Source organism: Streptomyces sp. CRN 30 (assembly GCF_034105845.1).
In genome coordinates, this window is the sequence record NZ_JAVRHI010000433.1 from 1 (window position 1) to 18,763 (window position 18,763).

At 74.1% G+C, this 18,763-nt stretch carries 16 protein-coding genes and 1 pseudogene; 8 read left to right on the plus strand and 9 right to left on the minus strand.

The genetic code is table 11. The features are described 5' to 3' along the window. Both UW392_RS47100 and UW392_RS47105 read left to right on the plus strand, forming a co-directional pair. On the plus strand, positions 1 to 1,085 hold a 1,085-nt coding region (locus UW392_RS47100; protein WP_320781512.1), incomplete at its 5' end, for a sensor histidine kinase. A gap of 55 nt (positions 1,086 to 1,140) precedes the next feature. Next, complete coding sequence (locus UW392_RS47105; protein ID WP_320781513.1) at positions 1,141 to 1,800, plus strand: response regulator transcription factor; 660 nt, start codon at positions 1,141 to 1,143, stop codon at positions 1,798 to 1,800. Positions 1,801 to 2,053: 253 nt separating this feature from the next. Here UW392_RS47105 and UW392_RS67150 read toward each other — a convergent pair. The 3 genes and pseudogenes from UW392_RS67150 to UW392_RS47115 form a co-directional block, all read right to left on the minus strand. After that, a pseudogene (locus tag UW392_RS67150) lies at positions 2,054 to 2,269 on the minus strand (hypothetical protein); the annotation flags it as partial. Between the two features lie 215 nt (positions 2,270 to 2,484). Further along, on the minus strand, positions 2,485 to 2,889 hold the full coding sequence (locus UW392_RS47110; protein ID WP_320781514.1) for a hypothetical protein: 405 nt from the start codon (positions 2,887 to 2,889) through the stop codon (positions 2,485 to 2,487). Between the two features lie 188 nt (positions 2,890 to 3,077). After that, positions 3,078 to 3,653, minus strand: a complete 576-nt coding sequence (locus tag UW392_RS47115) for a snapalysin family zinc-dependent metalloprotease (protein WP_320781515.1) — start codon at positions 3,651 to 3,653, stop codon at positions 3,078 to 3,080. A 229-nt stretch (positions 3,654 to 3,882) separates the two neighbouring features. Between UW392_RS47115 and UW392_RS47120 the strand changes: the two genes are divergently transcribed. After that, entirely contained in the window at positions 3,883 to 5,430 is a 1,548-nt protein-coding gene (locus tag UW392_RS47120; protein ID WP_320781516.1) for a CYTH and CHAD domain-containing protein, read from the plus strand. 160 nt (positions 5,431 to 5,590) lie between these two features. Here UW392_RS47120 and UW392_RS47125 read toward each other — a convergent pair whose 3' ends face one another. Together UW392_RS47125 and UW392_RS47130 are read right to left on the minus strand one after the other, a co-directional pair. Beyond that, complete coding sequence (locus tag UW392_RS47125; RefSeq protein ID WP_320781517.1) at positions 5,591 to 7,243, minus strand: hypothetical protein; 1,653 nt, start codon at positions 7,241 to 7,243, stop codon at positions 5,591 to 5,593. A gap of 203 nt (positions 7,244 to 7,446) precedes the next feature. Further along, positions 7,447 to 7,911 (minus strand): SRPBCC family protein, encoded by a 465-nt coding sequence (locus UW392_RS47130; protein ID WP_320781518.1) that lies wholly within the window; start codon positions 7,909 to 7,911, stop codon positions 7,447 to 7,449. A 46-nt stretch (positions 7,912 to 7,957) separates the two neighbouring features. Here UW392_RS47130 and UW392_RS47135 point away from each other — a divergent pair, with 46 nt between their 5' ends. Next, on the plus strand, positions 7,958 to 8,566 hold the full coding sequence (locus UW392_RS47135; RefSeq protein ID WP_320781519.1) for a TetR/AcrR family transcriptional regulator: 609 nt from the start codon (positions 7,958 to 7,960) through the stop codon (positions 8,564 to 8,566). A gap of 45 nt (positions 8,567 to 8,611) precedes the next feature. On the opposite strand, the gene UW392_RS47140 is transcribed toward UW392_RS47135, so the two are convergent. Further along, positions 8,612 to 10,126: an SDR family oxidoreductase gene (locus UW392_RS47140; RefSeq protein WP_320781520.1), complete on the minus strand. Its 1,515-nt coding sequence runs from the start codon at positions 10,124 to 10,126 to the stop codon at positions 8,612 to 8,614. A 15-nt stretch (positions 10,127 to 10,141) separates the two neighbouring features. Next, a complete protein-coding gene (locus tag UW392_RS47145; protein WP_320781521.1) occupies positions 10,142 to 11,032 on the minus strand; it encodes an SDR family oxidoreductase in 891 nt (296 codons plus the stop codon). Positions 11,033 to 11,251: 219 nt separating this feature from the next. Here UW392_RS47145 and UW392_RS47150 point away from each other — a divergent pair, with 219 nt between their 5' ends. Then, positions 11,252 to 12,187 carry an NADP-dependent oxidoreductase gene (locus UW392_RS47150; RefSeq protein WP_320781522.1) on the plus strand — a complete coding sequence of 312 codons (936 nt, stop codon included), beginning with the start codon at positions 11,252 to 11,254 and terminating at the stop codon, positions 12,185 to 12,187. A 133-nt stretch (positions 12,188 to 12,320) separates the two neighbouring features. Continuing rightward, the gene (locus tag UW392_RS47155; protein ID WP_320781523.1) at positions 12,321 to 12,926 is read left to right on the plus strand and encodes a GPP34 family phosphoprotein; all 606 of its coding nucleotides are present in this window, start codon (positions 12,321 to 12,323) and stop codon (positions 12,924 to 12,926) included. 65 nt (positions 12,927 to 12,991) lie between these two features. On the opposite strand, the gene UW392_RS47160 is transcribed toward UW392_RS47155, so the two are convergent. Continuing rightward, positions 12,992 to 14,617, minus strand: a complete 1,626-nt coding sequence (locus UW392_RS47160) for a phosphodiester glycosidase family protein (protein ID WP_320781524.1) — start codon at positions 14,615 to 14,617, stop codon at positions 12,992 to 12,994. Between the two features lie 274 nt (positions 14,618 to 14,891). On the opposite strand from UW392_RS47160, the gene UW392_RS47165 reads away from it, so the two are divergent. After that, complete coding sequence (locus UW392_RS47165) at positions 14,892 to 16,004, plus strand: acyltransferase family protein (RefSeq protein ID WP_320781525.1); 1,113 nt, start codon at positions 14,892 to 14,894, stop codon at positions 16,002 to 16,004. Between the two features lie 33 nt (positions 16,005 to 16,037). On the opposite strand, the gene UW392_RS47170 is transcribed toward UW392_RS47165, so the two are convergent. Further along, entirely contained in the window at positions 16,038 to 17,861 is a 1,824-nt protein-coding gene (locus UW392_RS47170) for a CASTOR/POLLUX-related putative ion channel (protein ID WP_320781526.1), read from the minus strand. Positions 17,862 to 18,210: 349 nt separating this feature from the next. Between UW392_RS47170 and UW392_RS47175 the strand changes: the two genes are divergently transcribed. After that, positions 18,211 to 18,717: a trehalase-like domain-containing protein gene (locus UW392_RS47175; RefSeq protein ID WP_414497475.1), complete on the plus strand. Its 507-nt coding sequence runs from the start codon at positions 18,211 to 18,213 to the stop codon at positions 18,715 to 18,717. Positions 18,718 to 18,763 lie beyond the last annotated feature (46 nt).

An 18,763-nucleotide genomic window follows, 5' to 3' on the forward strand; every position in this document is an offset into this window, starting at 1 on the left:
TGCTGCTCGCGCCCGTCGCGGTGCGCGCCCTGCACGCGCTGGCCGGCCGGGAACGTGAACGGCTCGGCCGCCGGGGACCCGAGGTGCTCGCCCCCGGCCCGCCGCCGGTGTCGCCGCGGCTCGCCCTCACCGACCCCACCACCCGGCGGGAACTGCGCTGGGCCCTGCGCCACGGCACCCTGGGCCTCGTCCTCGGACTGCTCGGCGTGTGCCTGCCGCTCGCCGCCTTCCGGGACACCGTGTTCCCGCTGGTGTGGCCGCTCCTGCCGGCCGACACGACCAGTACGTCCATCGGGTACGGGATCGCGCGTTCCTGGCCCGAGGCGCTGTCGGTGAGCCTGCTGGGCGTCGGCTGGATCGCCATGATCCTGGGCCTGACCCCCGGCATGGCCCGGCTCCAGGCCCGCCCGGGACGCCGGCTGCTGGCCGCGGGACCGGACACCGACCTCTCCCTGCGCGTCGCCGAGCTGACCGCCACCCGCGCCGCCGCGCTCGACGCCCACGCCGCCGAGCTGCGCCGCATCGAGCGCTCGCTGCACGACGGCACCCAGAACCGGATCGTCACGGTGACCGTGCTGCTCGGCGCCGCCCGCCGGATGGCCGCCCGTGATCCCGTACGCGCCGACGAGCTCCTCGAACGCGCGCAGGGCGCCGCCGAACAGGCCCTGGCCGAGCTGCGCTCCGTCTCCCGCTCCATCCTGCCGCCGGTACTGGCCGACCGGGGGCTCGCGGGCGCGCTGTCCGGGCTGGCCGCCGAGTGCGCGGTGCCCTGCCGCACGGACGTCGAAGCGCCCCTGCGCTGTGCCGCCTCCGTGGAGGCGACCGCCTACTTCGTGGTCGCCGAGGCGCTGACGAACATCGCCAGGCACAGCGGGGCCGGCCGGGCGGCGGTGACCGTGCGGGCCCGCGACGGACGGCTGCACCTGCGTGTCGAGGACGACGGGCGGGGCGGGGCGGACGAGGCGGGCGGCTCCGGACTCACGGGCATCCGTCGCCGGGTGGCGGCCCATGACGGTACGCTCCGCGTGATCAGCCCGGCGGGCGGTCCGACGGTACTGGAGGTGGACCTGCCGTCCGGTACCTGACCGCTCGCCGGGCCGCGTGACCGCCACCCGGACGAGCGACGAGCGAGTTGTCGAGATGCGAATAGTGATGGCCGAGGACGACCCGCTGCTGCGCGAGGGGCTCGCCCTGCTGCTGGGCGCCGAGGGCCTCGACGTGACGGCGAAGGCCGGTACGGCCGAGGAGGCCCTGCGCGCCATCGACGAGTACGAACCCGACGTCGCCGTCCTCGACGTGCGGATGCCGCCCACGCACACGGACGAAGGCATTCGCGCGGCCGTGGAGGCCCGGCGCCGGCACCCCGGACTGGCCGTGCTGGTGCTGTCTGCGTACGTCGAGCAGAGCTTCGCCACCGAGCTGCTCACCGGCGGGGTGGGCGGCATCGGCTACCTGCTCAAGGAGCGGGTCGGCCGGGTCGAGGAGTTCCTGGACGCCCTGCACAGGGTGGCGGCCGGCGGCACCGCCATCGACCCGGAGGTGGTCGCCCAGCTGTTCACCCGCTCCGGGCAGGACACCCGCCTGGAGCGGCTCAGCCCGCGCGAACGGGAGGTGCTCGCCCTGATGGCCGAGGGCCTCGGCAACACCGCCATCGCCCGGCGGCTGGTGGTCACCGACGGCGCGGTGCACAAGCACATCCGCAGCATCTTCGCCAAGCTGGACCTGTCCCCGGCCGACCAGGTGGACCGGCGGGTCGCCGCGGTCCTGCAGTACCTGGAGACCGCGCGGACGCGCGGGTAGCCTCACGGCCGTCCTCGCCGGGTGTGCAGACGGCATGCGGTGACCGCCGTCCAGGCTGCCGCCGCGGTCCAGGCCATGGGCCGGACCGCGGCGGACAGGACGGTGATCCCCTCCGTCGCGGCGAGCCGGTCGCCTCCGACTTCGGCACGTTCACCAGGCGTTCCTGCACGTGGACTCGGCGATCCACTCGTGGTCGAGGTAGAAGTGCCGGCGGCCGGTGAGGGTGTGGCAGGGCTTGCGGTGCTCGGTGTTGACACGACCCCGTGCAGTTCACCCCGTGGGTGGAGCGCACCACCTTGTCGTGCGCCCGACGCTCCCGGTACGGCGCGTCGTTGACCGTCTGATCGGCGCGGCTGACCGCCCGCCCCTCCGGTGTCGTGGGCGCCCGCGACAGCAGCCGGCCGGCCGACAGCAGCCGTTCGGACGCCTCTGCCGCGAGATGCCCGGCCTTCGCCCTGCCACGCACCATGGAACGGACTCCCCTCGGAAAACGCCGTACCGGAACATGCTCTCCGACAAGGAACTGAGTGCACGGAATCCAGCGTGCGTCTTTCCGGGTGGATGTGTGCGGCGCCTTCCGGGCCGTCGAATGCACCTGGAACTCGTTTGTGCCGCACTTCGCCATGGTTGCGGAAATGTGTGCGAGCGAAGGGTGTCGCAAACGGCGAGCGAGAGGCGCGGCCGTCACGGGCCTGCGGGCCCGGTGCCTCCGTCTTCCCGCCGGTGCCGGTTGTGCCACTCGATGGCGCGACGGATGTCCGGCGCGTGCAGGCCGGTCCGGCGGGCGAGCTGGGTGAGGGGGAGGGCCGGCGGGCCGGCCGTCAGCGCCCGTGTGATCTTGGCGGCCCAGAGCTCCTCCTGGACGAACGGGCGACGCCGGTACGTCTCCCTCAGCTCCTCCAGGTGCTCCTCACGGCACGCGGTGAGCAGGCGGAGGCCGTCGTACCGGTCCCGGGTGGCGTGGGCGGAGGACGAGTCGGGCACGTACTCGCTCACGGCCGCTTCGGCGGGGAAGGCCGCGCCGCACAGGTCGCACAGTTCGAGAGGAGAGGTGCTGGCGCGCCGTGCGCGCTTCCTGCGCTTCCACATCGGGCCTCCCGCGGACGAGGACGCGGATGTTCCGGCGCTCCGGCCGGCCGACCGGCAGAAGGGAAGAGTTCCCGCTGCGGCCGCCCCCCACACCCCCGGCGGGCGGCGCGACTCGGCCGGCCACCGGGAAGCGCGGGATCCGCCCGGGGCGCGTGCCGGGACGGTGCGGCCCCGCACGCGCCGGCGGGTCAGTCCACGGTCGCCACGGTGCGCGGAGCGGGCGCCGGTGCCGGGCGGGCGGACGCGGTGCCGAAGTTGCCCTCGACCTCGGCCTTCTCGGCCGCGTTCGGGTAGGGGTTCTTGCACGACACCCCTGCGGTGGAACCCGACATCAGGCTCGTGCAGGGGCCGGGTTTACGGTCCGGCAGGCCCAGGATGTGACCCAGTTCGTGCGACGAGATGCGGACCGTGTCGTATCCCTGGTTGACGGCCTGCCGCCCGATGTAGACGGTCCCGTTGCCGAGCGAGGTGGTCAGGGCCCGGGGCCAGCCGTTGTCGGCCAGGATCCGGATGTTGGCGCGCTGCCCGGTGGCGACCGGGCGCAGCTCGACGTTGGCCACGCTCTCGTTCCAGATCGCCGCGCCCCGGTCGACGGCGGCCCTGAACTCCGCCGAGGCGCCGGCGTCGTACGTGACGACCCGGGCCGCCAGGGGCTCGGCGCCGGTGCCGGCGCCCGCCGGGGCGGCGTACGCCTGGCCGCCGGCCAGGGTGAGGGCCGCCGTGAGCGCGGCCGTGAGGCCATGGGCGAGTGCTCGTGCGTGCATGGTCTACCTCCTGTGGGGGAAGGTGGCGTGTTCATGCCACGTACCGCCCGGGTCCTGCCCACGCCGGACGGGCGCCAATCCGTCAATCGGCGCCGAGACGGCGGCGACCGCGGCCCGCACCCCGCCGCACCCCGTTGCGACCTCGCGCGCGACGGGCGTACGGCGGTGCGCGGGGAGGGTAAAGGGCGCGTACGGGTTTGATCCGCCGTTTCGCGTCAACGGGCACTGTATGGCCCAGTCGACACGAGAGACCGAACGCAAGTACGCGGCGCCCGCCGCCACCGACGACATGCCCTGGCTGTCCGACCTGACCGAGGTGAAGTCGGTCGCCGCGCTCGAGGAGCGCGGGGTGCAGGAACTGGACGCCGTCTACTACGACACCGACGACCTGCGACTGACCCGGGCCGGCGCCTCCCTGCGGCGCAGGACCGGCGGCACGGATGCCGGCTGGCACCTGAAACTGCCCCTGCCGGGCAGCAGCCGGGAGGAGATCCGGTGCCCGCTGTCGGCCAAGGCCAAGGACAAGGTCCCCGAGGAGCTGCGCGAGCTCGCCCTCTCCCGCACCCGCGGGGCACCGCTGCGGCCGGTGATACGGATCCGCTCCACCCGCTCCCTGCGCCATCTCCTCGACGCCGACGGCGGCGTCCTGGCCGAGCTGAGCCTGGACACGGTGCGCGCCGACTCGCTGCTCGCCGACGGCGGGCGCACCAGGTGGACGGAGATGGAGGTCGAACTCGCGGACGCCGGCCCCGCGCTGCTGGACCGCGTGGAGAAGGTGCTGCGCAAGAACGGCGTCGACCGCGCGCAGAGCCCGTCCAAGGTGGCCCGCGCCCTGACGGAGACGACCTCCCTCCTCCAGGACCCTGCGGACACACCCGCCGCGGGCACCCCCGGGTCCGCCGGTGACCACGTGCTCGCCCACGTGAACCGTCTGGTCGGCACCCTCACGGACCTCGACCCGGCTGTCCGGCGCGACCTGCCCGACGCGGTGCACCGGATGCGGACCACCTCCCGGCGCCTGCGCGGTTGCCTGCGGTCCTACCGTTCCGTCCTCGACCGCGAGGTCACCGACCCCGTCCGGCGGGAGCTGAAGTGGCTCGCCGGTGAGCTCGGCACGGAACGCGACCACGAGGTGCTCCGGGAGCGGCTCACCGCCGGCGTACGGGAACTGCCCGGCGAGCTGGTCCTCGGCCCCGTCGACGCACGGCTGCAGGTCTGGGACGCGGCGGAGCAGGCCGAAGGCCGCCGGCGCACCCTCGACGCACTCGACTCACCCCGCTACCTGAAGCTGCTCGACAGGCTGAGCGCCCTGACCGAGGCGCCGCCGCTGCGCGCCAAAGCGGCTCGCAAGCCCGAGAAGGTCATGGTCAAGGCGCTCTCCAAGGAGCACGGCCGGCTCGTCGAGCGCATGGACCGTGCGCTGGACATGCCCGCCGGGGCCGAACGCGACGCCGCGATCCACCAGGCCCGCAAGGCCGCCAAGACGCTCCGCTACGCGACGGAGGCGGCCCGTCCCGTCCTCGGGAAGCCCGCGCGGCGGCTCGGCAAACGCGTCAAGGCCGTGCAGCAGGTGAGCGGCGACCAGCACGACAGCGTCGTCACCCGCGACGTCCTGCGCCGGTTGGCGATCTCCGCGCACGCGGCGGGCGAGTCCGGTTTCACCTGGGGTCTGCTGCACGGCCAGGAGAGGGCCGCGGCAGAGGCCCGGGAGCGGCAGCTCCCCGAGGCGTGGGCCCGCGCCCGCGCGGCGAGCGGGCTGAAGGACCTCCGCCGCTGAGGGCCCACGGGGCCCGGCGGGGCGGCAGCACCGGCCCGGCCCGGTGACGCGGGGCGACACCGCGTCACCGGGCCGCCCGGCTGCTCCCGGACCGGCCCGGAGAACACCGTCGGCAGCAGCCCGCCCGCCGTGCCGGCGACGGGCGCCGTGACCGGGACGATCACCGCTGCTCCGAGGAGGAAGAGGGCTCCTCCGACGGCGACGGCGACTCCTCGCCGGCCGGCGAGGAGTCGCCGTCCCGGGCCAGGAGGGCGACCGCGCCCTCGTACGCGGCGAGGACGGCGGCGGCCACGAGCAGCCCCGTCCACGAGGACAGCCACAGCGCCGTCAGGACCGCGACCACGACGCCCGCGACCCGCAGCACATCGGCGTTCCGCCCGATCCACGGCCGCAACGACGCGGCCGAACCAGCCCGCTGACCGACACGGGACGGCAGCCGGCCGACGGCCCGGGCCCCCTGCAGCGTCCAGCGGCGCAGCGCCACGGGGAACCGCCCGGGCCCGACGAGGTAGGCCAGTACGGCGAGGGCGACGCCGGCCCACAGGAGCTGGACCCCGCGGTCGTGCAGGGGCGCGAGGACATCCCCCAGCGCGGACCGTACGCCCTCGCGATGGACGCCGGACCGCACCTCGTCGAGGAGCTGGTCCCGTACCGCCCGCAGGACGGCGGTCAGGGCGGTGGTCGCCACCACCAGCCACAGGCCGAGCTGGAGGAGGGTGCGCCTGGGGTGCGGCGACACCCACAGTGCGAGGCCGAGCAGCAGCGGCACGGCCACGAGCAGGCCCGCCAGCGCGCGCTCACAGAACCGCACGGCCTCCTGGAGCGCTCCCAGCCGGTCACGGTCGTGGAGTTTGACCTGCGCGAAGTCCGGGGGCAGCGGCACCCCGAGCGCCTCCTCGACCCTGTGGCGCAACCCGGGCGGAATCTCGCCGGACGTCACGGGCGGCAGGTCGATCTCCTTGCCGAACACGGTGGGGAGCCGGTCCTCCAGCGCGTGGAGCAGGTTGTTGACCAGGGGCAGCAGGTTGAGCGTGACCGTGTCGCCCCGTACGTCCACGTTCTCGGCGCGGTCCTCCAGCACGGCGACGATCCGTGCGTGGGCGGAACGGTTCACCGAGCGCCACAGGTCCTGGAACTCCTCCGTCCCGAGCAGCCTGCCGATCGCGTCGCGCAGGTGGTCGTGGACGGCGTCGGTGACCGGCGCCGCGATGAAGGACGCCCTGTCGGGCAGGGCCTTTGACAGCCGCTGCTCGACGTCGAGGCGGCCGAAGAGCTCCTCGGTGAGGTAGGAGGACAGCGCCGCGTTCACGGCCGGGTCCGCGGGCAGCGGCCCTACCGTGGCGACCCAGCGGTCGGTGTCGAAGACGGTCCGCGCGGCCCACACCCCGATGACCGCGCCGACCGCGCACAGGGCCACCAAGGGGACCAGGAGCGCGGCCACCGCCCGTCTGACCGCGGTGGTCCTGGCACGGCGCCGCCGCTCGGTGCCGGCCCGCGCCCGCAGCGCCGCGACCTCCGACCGCAGACGCTCCAGTTCGCTCTCGACGGCGGGATCCCCGACACCCGGACCGTTGGCACCCGGACCGCCGACACTCGAATCACCGGCACCCGTACCGCCGACACTCGGATCACCGGCACTCAGACCGCCGACACCCGGACCGTCGGCGTCCGCCTCGCCGTCGCGAGGTCGGACGCCCGCGTCCGCACGGCCCCGGGGACCGCCCCCCTCACCCTCTCCGCCCCGGCCTGCCCGGCCCGTGGGATCCCCGTGCTCGCGGGCGCGGGCCGTGGGATCCTCCTCCTCGTGGCCCATGGGCGTCACACCTCCGTGCCCACCGTCGCCCACGCGGCGCGGCGGCCCCTCACCCCTGGCGGGTGACGCGGGGGGCGGGTGTACGGCCGGCCGATCGAGGGGGTGAGGCCTTCGACGCGCCCGACTTCCTCCGTGCGCCGTCCCCGCACATCACCCTCGAACTGCGTCCCTGGCGCGCGGGCCCTGCGTACCGCGCGCCGCCGTCATGACCCGGCGGCGGCCCCGTGGCGGGTCAGCTCGGCGGCCAGGCGTCGCATGACCGTGCGGTTGGCGCGCCGCATCGTGGCCCGGACGAGGGGCGCGAACAGCCGGTCGGGGAGCGGCGCACGCACCCAGGCGTACGTGAACGCGACCCGGCTCCCGCCGGTGTGCAGCGGTACGACGGTGTAGGTGCCGTGGGCCAGGCGCCGGCCGGCCGCGCTGACGTTGCGTTCGACGAGACGCCGTGGCGGGTCGGCCTCGACGACCTCGACGGTGACGTCGGTCCTCGTGCCGCCCAGGGCCGCGGTGACCGTGGCACCCGCTCCGACGCCGCGGTCGGGACCGCTGAGGCGCCAGTCGGTCAGGTAGTGGTCGGTGAAGCGCTCGTGGTGAGCCATGGCCTCGAGGAAGCCGTAGACCTGCTCCGGCGTGTGCAGGACATCGATCGACGCGGTGACTGGCCTCATGTACCACACGGTACAGAGGCCGTGTACCGATGGGTACACTCGCGACGTGGCGCACAGGGACGAACCGCGGGCCGGGGACGCGGCCGCGCACGCTCCGGACGGCGACCGCCGCGCCCGGCTGGTGGACGCGGCCACCGATCACGTCGTGGCGCACGGCATCGCGGACCTGAGCCTGCGCCGCCTGGGCGCCGCGATCGGCGTCAGTCACCGCATGCTGATCCACTATTTCGGCTCCAAGGAACAGCTGCTCGTCGAGATCGTCCGGACGTCGGAGCGACGCCGGCGCGCACAGCTGTCCCTGTTGCGCCTGGAGCCCGGCCTCCCGCCCGCCGAGGTCGCGCGGCGGCTGTGGCAGCGGTTGACGGACCCCGGGGCGGCCGGTCAGGAGCGGCTGTTCTTCGAACTGTGCGGGCAGGCGCTGCGGGGGAGGCCCGAGGCCGTCCCGTTCCTCGAAGGGCTAGTGACGGACTGGCTGGAGCCGCTCGTGGCCGCCGAGACGGCGGCGGGGGCGGACCCCGCCACGGCCCGCGACCGTGCCAGGCTGGGACTCGCCACCGTCCGCGGTCTGCTGCTCGACCTGCTCGCCACCGGCGACCGCGCCGGTGTCGACGCGGCGATGGAGGCGTTCCTCCGGCTGTTCCACGCCCCCGAGTGATGAGGAGGGCGACCGTCCGGGGATGTCCCGGGACCGGCCGGGGCGTCACTTCCCGCGCGGGCTCCCGCCCGTGGCGGCGGCGTGCGCGATGTTGCGGGCCATGCCGCCGAAGACGACGGCGTGGAACGGGGAGACGGACCACCAGTAGGCGTGGCCCAGCAGCCCGTGCGGGTGGAACAGGGCACGCTGCCGGTACCGGGTGCGGCCCTCGCCGTCCGTCTCCACGTACATCTCCAGCCACGCCAGTCCCGGCAGCCGCATCTCGGCCCGCAACCGCAGCAGCCGTCCGGGCTCGATCTCCTCGACCCGCCAGAAGTCCAGCGAGTCGCCGGTCCGCAGGCGCTCGGCGTCCCGCCGCCCGCGGTGCAGACCGGCACCGCCGACGATCCGGTCCAGCCAGCCGCGGACCGCCCAGGCCGGCGGGAAGGAGTACCAGCCGTTGTCGCCGCCGATGCCCTCGATCACCTGCCACAACGCCCGGCCGGACGCGTCCACCGGCAACTGCCGCTCGTCCTCGTAGAGGCTGCCGCCGGCCCAGTCCGGGTCGGTGGGCAGCGGGTCGCTCGGCGCCCCCGGTGCGGCGGCGGACGACCAGCGGGTGACGACCTGCGCCTCGCGCACCCTCCGCAGCGCCAGGGCCAGCGCCTCGTCGAAGGGCAGGGGCCGGCCCGGCAGGTCGGGCACGTACCGGGCGATGTCGTGCTCGTGGCAGACCACCTCGTGCCGCAGCGACTCGGTCAGCGGCCGGGCGAGCGCGGCGGGCACCGGGGTGACGAGACCGACCCAGAGGCTGGACAGCCGGGGGGTGAGGACGGGCACCGGCACGACGAGCCGCCGCAGTCCGGCGACGACGGCGTAACGCCGCATCATCTGCGCGTACGTCAGGACCTCCGGACCGCCGATGTCGAACGCCCGGTCGACATCGGCCGGCATGACGGCCGAGCCCACGAGGTAGCGCAGCACGTCGCGCACCCCGATGGGCTGTGTACGGGTACGCACCCAGCTCGGGGTGACCATGACCGGCAGCCGTTCGGTGAGGTGGCGCAGCATCTCGAAGGAGGCCGACCCCGAGCCGATGACGACCGCCGCCCGCAGCACGGTCGCGGGCACGGGACCGTCGAGGAAGATGCGCCCGACCTCGGCCCGGGAGCGCAGGTGCGGGGAGAGGGAGCGCTCGGGCACGCCGTACGGGGTCAGCCCGCCGAGATAGACGATGCGCCGTACACCGGCGGCGTGCGCCTGCTCGGCGAAGATCCGTGCCGAGCGCCGGTCGGTCCGCTCGAAGCCCGGGCCGGAGCCCAGGGCGTGCACGAGGTAGTACGCGACGTCGACGCCGCGCAGGGCGGACGCGACCGACGCGGCGTCCGTGACGTCCCCGCGGACCGTCTCGGCGTCGCCCGCCCAGGGGTGGTCGCGCAGTTTGCCGGGGGAGCGGGCCAGGCACCGGACCCGGTGGCCGGCCGCCAGCAGCTCCGGCACCAGACGGCCGCCGATGTACCCGGACGCCCCGGTGACCAGGCAGTGCAGCCCCGCCGTGGTCCGCTGTCCGTCCGTGTCCACGGCCCCTCCCTCCGCTCAGTCGTCCGCCGGACGGGACCCGGCCCCGTGCGCCCGGCCGCCGGGGCCGAGCAGGCCGGTTGCCTCGAAGCGCTCCACGGCGGCCAGGCGGGGCAGTTCGCGCCGCGACAGCATCGTGACGACCGCCGGCAGCGCGGCCCGCACCGGCTGGGCCGCCCGCAGCCAGCGCGGCACGTACACGGAGGGGCGGCGCCGTTCGACCGCGGCGACCAGCCGGCCGGCGACATCGGCGACGGGATACACCCTGCGGGCCGGCGCCGGCATGTGCCCCCGCAATTCACGCAGCACCGCGTACCGGTCCATGTCACGGATCATGTCGGTGTCCGTCCAGTTGATGTAGGCGATCCCCACGCCCACGTGCCGATGGGCGACCTCCGCCCGCAGCGCGTGGGCGAACGACTCGACGCCCGCCTTCGACGCGCAGTACGCGCTCATCATCGGCGCGGCCCCGATGGACGCGAGCGACGCGATCTGGAGGTAGTGGCCACGGGTGGCGAAGAGGTCCGGGAGGAACGTCCGGGCGGTGACCGCGCTGCCGATGAGGTTGACCTCGACCACCTGGCGCCAGACCGCGGGGTCGGACTCGGCGAACGGCCCGCCCTCGGCCACGCCGGCGTTGGCGACCACCACGGAGGGCGGACCGAGCCGCGCCCGGATCTCGGCGCCGACCCGGGCCATGCGCCGGTCGTCGGTGACATCGGCCTCCCAGCACTCCGCCACCCCCGGCAGGGCGTCACCGACCCGTGCCAGCGTGCTCTCCTCCCGGCCGAGCAGCGCCACCTTCGCGCCCCGGACGGCCAGTTCACGGGCCAGGGCCGCGCCCAGACCGCGCGCCGCACCGGTCACCACGGCGGTACGGCCGCGCAACGGGCTGTCGGGGACGGGCATGCGACGGGCTCCTCTCCGGCTCCACTCCTGCCGCCCACGGTAGGCGTGGCGGGCGCACCGGGCACGTCGGCCGCCGGAGGGGAACATGTAATTCCGCATTCCGTCTTTTCCCGCCGCGAAGGTGGGCACCCGCCCTGCGGGCGCAGCGGGAGCCGGGAACGCCGACGTCCGGCTCGCCGCGCCCCTGTACGGAACGACGACTGTAGGGATTGGCCGACCATGAGGGTTGTAGGCGTCACCGAGTTCGGAGGGCCGGAGGCCCTCGCCGTCCACCAGGTCCGGGAGCCGCACGCGGGTCCCGGAGAGGTCCGCATCGACGTGCGGGCGTTCGCCGTCAGTCCCACCGACACGGCCGGCCGGGCCGGTCAGCAGGGCACCCGTGGCATCGCGCTGCCGTACGTGCCCGGGATGGACGCGGCCGGCCTGATCGACGAGGTCGGCGAAGGGGTCGAGGGCTGGTCGGTGGGTGACGAGGTCATGGCGATCGCGATCCCGCTGGGCGGCGACCACGGCGGTGCCTACGCGGAGAAGCTCGTCGCGCCCGTGGGCTCGTTCACCCGCGTCCCCGCGAACACGTCGCTGGAGGAGGCCTCGACCGTCCCGATGAACGGGCTCACGGCGACACAGATGCTGGAGAAGGCCGCCCTGGCACCGGGGCAGGTCCTCGCGGTGCCCGGTGCCGCGGGCCTGCTCGGCAACTACCTCGTGCAGCTCGGCAGGGCGGCCGGGCTCACGGTGATCGCCGACGCCGCGGACAAGGACCGCGCCCTCGTCGAGTCCCTCGGGGCGGATCACGTCGTCGAACGGGGACCCGGGTTCGCCGACGCGGTCCGCGCCCTGGTACCGGAGGGTGCGGACGCGCTCGCGGACGCGTCCGTGCAGCGGGAGGAGGCGCTGCCGGCCGTCCGTGACGGCGGGGTCTCGATCGACGTGCGGTTCTGGGAGGGCACCGGTGAGCGCGGCATCCGCTTCGAACGTGCCGTGGTGCGGGACGAGTACCGGTCCTTCGACAAGCTCGACGCGCTGCGCCGGAAGGTGGAGGACGGCGTCCTCACGCCCCGCGTGGCGGAGGTGCTGCCGGCCGCGGAGGCGTCGCAGGCGCACCGGCGCCTCGAGGACGGCGGCGTGCGCGGCCGCTTCGTGCTGGTCTGGTGACCCGGCGACCCGGTGACCGAGGACGCACGTGAGCGGCCCGGTGCGAGGCTTGACCGTGCCGCGGCACACCTCACATGCTGTCACTTCCCGGGCCCGGCGGCCGGCCGCCGGGACACCCACGTAAGGAGCACCGATGAGCACACCGCGGGATCTGGCGATCGCCGCCCTCGACGTCGGACCCGGCCGCCACGTGGAGGCGGGCTCACTGGCGCTCGCCCTCGCGGGAGCCGAACTGATCGACCTCCTCGGCGCCGGCGTCCTCACACTGGACGGCGACCGGATCGTGCCCGGTGCCCCGGGGACTCCGGCCGACCCCCTGCTGGACGAGGCCGCGGCCGCGGTCGTCCGCCAGGCGCCCCACGAGAGGGTCGAGGACTGGCTGTGGCGCCGGGGCCGCGGCCTGTCCGCGGTCTACCTGGCCGCGCTGGAGAGCGAAGGACAGGTCACCAAGCCCCGTCACCGCTGGATGCCCGGCCGCATCGCGACGACGGCGCCGACCGACTCGCCCGCGCGCCGGCGCGCCGCCGACCGCCTGGCCTCGGGCGAGCCCGTGCTCGCGGTGCTCGCCGCCGCGGCCGGTATCGAGGACGGACCGGCCGGCGACCTCCCGGGCCTCGCCGACGAGGCGGTCGAGACCGTCCTCGCCGCCGTCGGCGACGCGGTGACGGAACTGGAGGCCGTACGACAACGGCGGAGCATCGAGAACGCGGCCTTCGACAACATCTGGCGAGGCCCCTGACGGCGCAGGGCGTACGGCTTCCCGCGACCGCGCTGTGCGAGGCGGGAAGCCATCGACGCGGTACCTCAGCCGGCCCGGCGGGGCAGCACCTGGATCGTGTCGCCGACCGCCCGTTCGCCCGCGGCGTCCGAGGGCCTGTTGACCAGCTCGCCGTCGACGGCCATGGCGGTCGATCCGCCGCCGTCGAGGTTGAGCGCGTCCACGGCGCCGAGCGAGCGCATGAAGGCGGCGCCCTCCTGGAGGGTCATGCCCTCGCTGCCGCCGGACCGGCGGCCGTCCACCGTGGCCAGCAGCAGCCGGCCCCTGGCGTCCACGCCGGCCATGGTGCGGGGCTGGCGGGCGTTGGCCCACGCGTAGTTGTAGGACAGGTCGGACGGGGCGACGACGCCCTCGGCCGCCGCGTCGATGCTGATGCGGCCGTCACGGACGAGGGTGGGGGCGGCGCTGACGACGCTGTCGTCACGGTCGAGCCGTACGCGCCGTCCCTCCGTGTCGCGGACGACCTCCGACACGTCGATCCGCCGCCCGGTCGGGGCGTGGGCGGTCAGCCAGCGGGCGGCCGACCCGATGCCCTGGAGCACCGTCCCACCGGCCGGGACCGTGCCCCCGCGCGCACCCGCCGACACCACCCGCCCGGCGCCGTCCAGCACGACCTGCGAGCCCTCTCCGGTGGGCAGCGGCGCCCCGAACCTGTCGGTGAACTTCACCATCTCGTCGGTCGCGCGGCAGGTGGTGTCCTGCCAGGGCCGTACGCTCGGCGTCCCTCCCGGCCGCCCGCAGTTCCGGATGAGACCGGGCACGCGGTTGACGCCCTGCGCCTGGTGGCGGGCCACGCCCGCGCGCACGGTGACGGAGGACGTCAGGTCGGCCACCCGCACGTGCCGGCCGCCGTCCCCGATGATCAGTGCCGCCCGCGATCCGGCGGCCATCGACTCCAGCCGGCCACGGTCCACGCTGAGCCCCGCCGTCGTGCCCTGGACGCCGTCGGCGTCGGAGGTGACGAAGAACCCGGCGTTGACGCCGACCAGGGAGCCGGTCCCCACGGCGACCGACGACGTGGTCGCCCGGTCCGCGGCGTCGCCGTCGTGGGTGCCCTCGACGGTGCCCTTGAAGACGCGCGGATCGACGGTCGCGACGTGCACGTTCTGCCGTCCGGCGGGCTGCTCGGCGTCGTAGCCCGTCCAGTCCACCGCGGTACGGAAGCCGGCTGCCGTGACCTCCTGGGCGGCGGTGCGCGCGTCCGCCTGGGTGGCGTACGAGCCGATCCTCACCCGCGCGCCCATGGTGCCCCGCGGCGTGTCGGTGTACCGGGGCCAGCGCACCTTCTCCACCCGTGGCCGGAAGCCGGCGGCCCGCAGCTGCTTCGCCGTGGCGTCGGCCCAGGACGGCGTTCCCACCGGCGCCCAGGTCGCGGCGCCGGTGAGGTGCCCGGTGGCGGGCGCCTGGACGGTGATCGTCCAGGCCGGCTCGGCGGTGGTGTCGGCCAGGGTGGCGCTGCGCACCTGCACGCCCGGCGCGACCGTCCGCGTCGTCCACTCGACGGCGTCCGCGGCCCGGGCGGCAGTCGTGGAGGTGGACGCCGCGACCTGTGTCGTCGCCACGATCCCGCCCGTGGTGAGGACGGCCAACGCGGCTCCGCCGCTCATCAGTACGCGTGCCCGCGGGGCGGACCGGATGTATCTGCGCATCATGGTTTCCTCTCGTTTCCGCGGCGGCGAGCGACCGGGGCGTGCCGGGTCCTTGAGCCACTCGCCGCAGGTGATCTCAGCTCGTGCGTGCGGCGCCGTGCGTGCCCCGCAGCGACAGGGCACGGAACAACTGGCGAACAACTGGGCGGGAACCACGAGCGGAGCGTCGCGCTCCCTGGTGATGATCAGCCGGTAGGATACGCCGACCCCCACCGAGTCGATCATCAGTACGGCAGCTGTCGCTGCTGCCGAACCGCTGTCTGGAGCCCGCCGAGTCATGGCCGAGTCGCCGCCGACCTCCGTCAACGCCGCTGCCGGCGAACCCGCCGGGACGACGGGCCCGGCGCGCAACCCGTGGTGGGACAACGCCCGGTTCGTCTCCGCCACGCTGATCGTGGTCCTGCACACCGTCGGCTCCCTCATGGAGCGGGTCGAGGTGCTGCACTCGTACCACATCGCCACCTGGGCGTTCCGGGTGCCGGCGTTCGTCGTGCTGGCCGGTGTGTTCAGCCACGCGGGCCCGCTCGGTACCCGTCACCTGCGGACCCTCCTGCAGAGCATCGTGCTGCCCGCGCTCGTCTTCAGTCTGTTGTACTCACTGGAGACGTACTGGCTGGGCGCGGAGTTCGAGCTGCACGTCGTGCAGTTGCCCTGGACCCTGTGGTTCCTGATGTCCCTGTTCTTCTGGCGGCTGCTGCTGCCACTGGTGGTCCAGCTGCGCCACCCCCTGCTGGTGACGACGCTCGTGGCCCTCGCCGTGGGCTACATCGACGAGTTCGGGATGCTGTACTCGGCGAGCCGCACGCTCGTCTACCTGCCGCTGTTCTACCTCGGCTGGCGGATCGGCCAGGGCGCCCTGGACACCTGGTTCGCCGGCCGCTGGAGCCTGCCCGTGGCGATCACCGGAGTGCTCGCCTCCTTCGCGGTGGGCGCGTGGTGGCACAGGGACGTCGACGACGACTGGCTGTCCATGCGTCACGCCTACACCGCCGCCGACCCGTGGGGCCTGGAGTGGGCGTGGGTGATCCGGCTGCTGGTGCTCGCCTCGGCGGCGGCGCTCGTGGTCTGCCTGCTGAGGCTGGTACCGCGGCGGCGGTTGCCGGTGATATCGGCGGTGGGCGCCGCCGGTTTCACGATCTACCTGCTGCACCCCCTGGTCATCCTCCCGTTCCGGGAGCGCGGCTGGATCGAGCGGGCGGACACGCCGGCCGAGACAGCCGGTCTCGTGGTGTGCGCCGTCCTGCTCGCCCTGGTGCTCGGCTCCCGGCCGGTGCGCCGCCTGGTCCGTCCGCTGACACGGCCGCCGGCCGGCTGGCTGTTCGCTCCCGCCGCGCCCCGGCCGCCGCAGCCGGAGCGGACGTCCGGGAGGACGCCCGTACGGCTCCCGTGACCGCGACGGCCTCGAACGGTCACGCCGGCCCCCTCACTGCTCGGCCAGCACGATGACCGCGTCGTCCGCGGTGAGCACGAGCGTGTCCGTCTTCGACGGGTTGAGGGAGACCCCGTACCTGGGGGGTTCGTCCCCGTGGCGGGCCAGGCGGTAGCCGATGGCCGTCTCCCCGCGCCTGCGGGCCGCCTCGACGACCGTGGCGAAGTTGGCCTCGATCCCCGGTACGAGGTAGTTGGACGCCGACTTGAGGTAGATCTCCGAGTCGGCGGGGTCGAAGAGGTCGGCGAAGACCGCGTCGAGATGACGGTTCTCGGTCAGCTGGGTCAGGATCAGGCTGATCACCTTGGTACTGACGATGAAGTCGTCGGCCTTGGTGACCTGCGCGACCTCGCGGTTGCTGTCGTCGTTCATCTCGGTGACGATCGAGTACGGATCGCCGAGCCGGTCCTCGATGTCGCGCAGGTGCAGCAGGGTCACCAGCGTCCGGTCGTCGGCCGGTCCCGGCGGGATGCTGTCGTCGGCCAGCACCACGATGTTCTGGTAGCCGGCGAGGTCCAGTGCCTCCAGGGAGGATCTGCGGGTGGGCTCGCAGTGCTTGTACCCCACCGTGAGGTTGCCCAGGTCCCCGAGCAGCTCCTCCCCCGGCGGCCGGGGCGCGGCGATGTCCAGGGTCGAACCCGGTTCGACGAAGCTGTCCAGCAGCGCGACGAGCTTCGCCGCCCGGGTGTTGCTGCCGATCAACAGCGTGTCATCGGGCTTCGGCGGCCGGCTGGGGGAGGACGTGATGGCCGACTCGACGACGGCGGGCCGGGTCTCGGCCAGCCGGATCAGCAGGTCGTCCTCCGCTATCAGGATCAGCTGGTCGCCGGCCGCCACGACCGTGTCCATGGGCGGGTTGACCAGTACCTCCCCACCGCCCGTGCGGAGCCCGGCCGGCATGCCCAGCTCATAGGCGTGGAGCGCCTCGCCGTAGGTCGACCCGACCAGGGCCGGTTCGTCGTGGAAGTAGAACTCGTTGCCCTCGAAGCTCAGCAGCTCGTTGAAGACACTCGACAGCCCCGTCTGCCGGTGCGACTGGGCGACCAGCCGGACGGCGATGTCCTCGGCGTCGATCACCAGGGCCGACCCTCCCGCGGCCAGCCGGGCGGCGGCGACGTTCTCCGAGTCCTGTACGGCGGCCACGATCGTGGGCCGGGGGCCACTCCACTTCCGGCTGTTCAGCAGGAGCAGCACCTTGATGACGTCGATGTCGCTGTCGTCACCGACCGGGGGCAGCACCATGATCGCCTTGGCGGTGTCCGGGCTGACCAGCTCCAGGTCGGCCCGGACGAGCGGGTTGCCCGACCGGCAGATGACGTGGGTGCGGCCGGTGGCGGAGAGGCGCGAGCGGATCGCGTCCTCCATGTCGACCTTGTCCCGGTCGGCGAGGACGACCACGCAGGAGCGGCGTTCGCTCTGGTTGGCCTCGACCAGCTCCTCGACCACCGTGAAGACCTGGTCCGACCAGCCCAGCACGATGGTGTGCCCGCGCTCCATCAGACGCGACCGGCCCTTGCGCAGCTCCTGGATGCGGTAGTTGAGGCCGGTGGTCAGGACGCCGATGAGCGCACTGACGATGAAGATGCCGCCGATCGTCACCGTCAGCATGAGGAGGAGAAAGACCGGTCCGCCGGTGTCCCCGCCCATGGTGCCGGGGTCGAGGGTGCGCAGCAGACTCATCCACGCGACGCCGAGCCAGCCGCCGTTCTGCTCGGCGTCGCTCGCGGTGAGCACCACACCCAGCGTCGTCGTCACCGTGATGAGGGCGACCGAGGCGAGGGCCAGCCAGCTGATCAGTGCCGGCGTTCCCCTGTCCATCGTGCCGTCGAACCAGTAGCGAAACCGGTTCCGCAACCTACCGCGCACTGATGAAGCCTCCTGCCGTTCCACTTGCCGACCAGCCCGTCACGGCCCGCGGAACGCGTACGCCTCCAAGTCCGCCGACGAGCAACACACTTGATCATTTTGGCAGGCCCGGCGCGCTGCCGCTGTGCATCACGTGTTTGTCCCTGGGGCACCGGCCCCGGCTCCGCCGAGGGCGCCCCGCGGTACCTCACCCGCGGTGGGTGAGGGCGCGGCGACGGTGCGGCCGGAAGCTGGGCGGGTGCCCGTCGGCGAGCAACTCCCCGGCGGCGTACGGGCGCAGCGGCACGTCGGAGGAGGGACTGTGGACCGGTACCCGCCCATCGCGGAACACGGCATGACCGGCGATCTGCAGACCGCGGCCCTGGTGTCGTCGCAGGGCACCGTCGACTGGTGGTGCACGCCCCGCTTCGACGCACCGAGCGTGTTCGCCTCGCTCCTGGACACCGAGCGCGGCGGGCACTGTGCCCTGCGCGCGGAGGTCCCGGACGGGGACGCGGCGACGGTGCGGCAGCTGTACCTGTCCGACACGGCCGTACTGGTCACCCGCTTCATGACCCCCGGCGGTGTCGGTGAGGTGGCCGACTTCATGCCGCCCCTCACCTCGTCCACCGCGACGGACCGGCACCGTCTCATCAGGGTCGTCAGGGTGGTGCGCGGCAGCATGCCCTTCGCCTTCGCCTTCGCCTGCCGCCCACGCTTCGACTACGGACGGGCCCCGCACACCCTCACCCGGCCCGACGGCCGCTCCGCGGTGTTCCACGGTGTTCCACGGACCGGGTATCGACCTGCACGTCCGGACCACCGGTGACGTCCCCCTGCGCGCCGACGGGACCGACGTCACCGCGCACTTCACG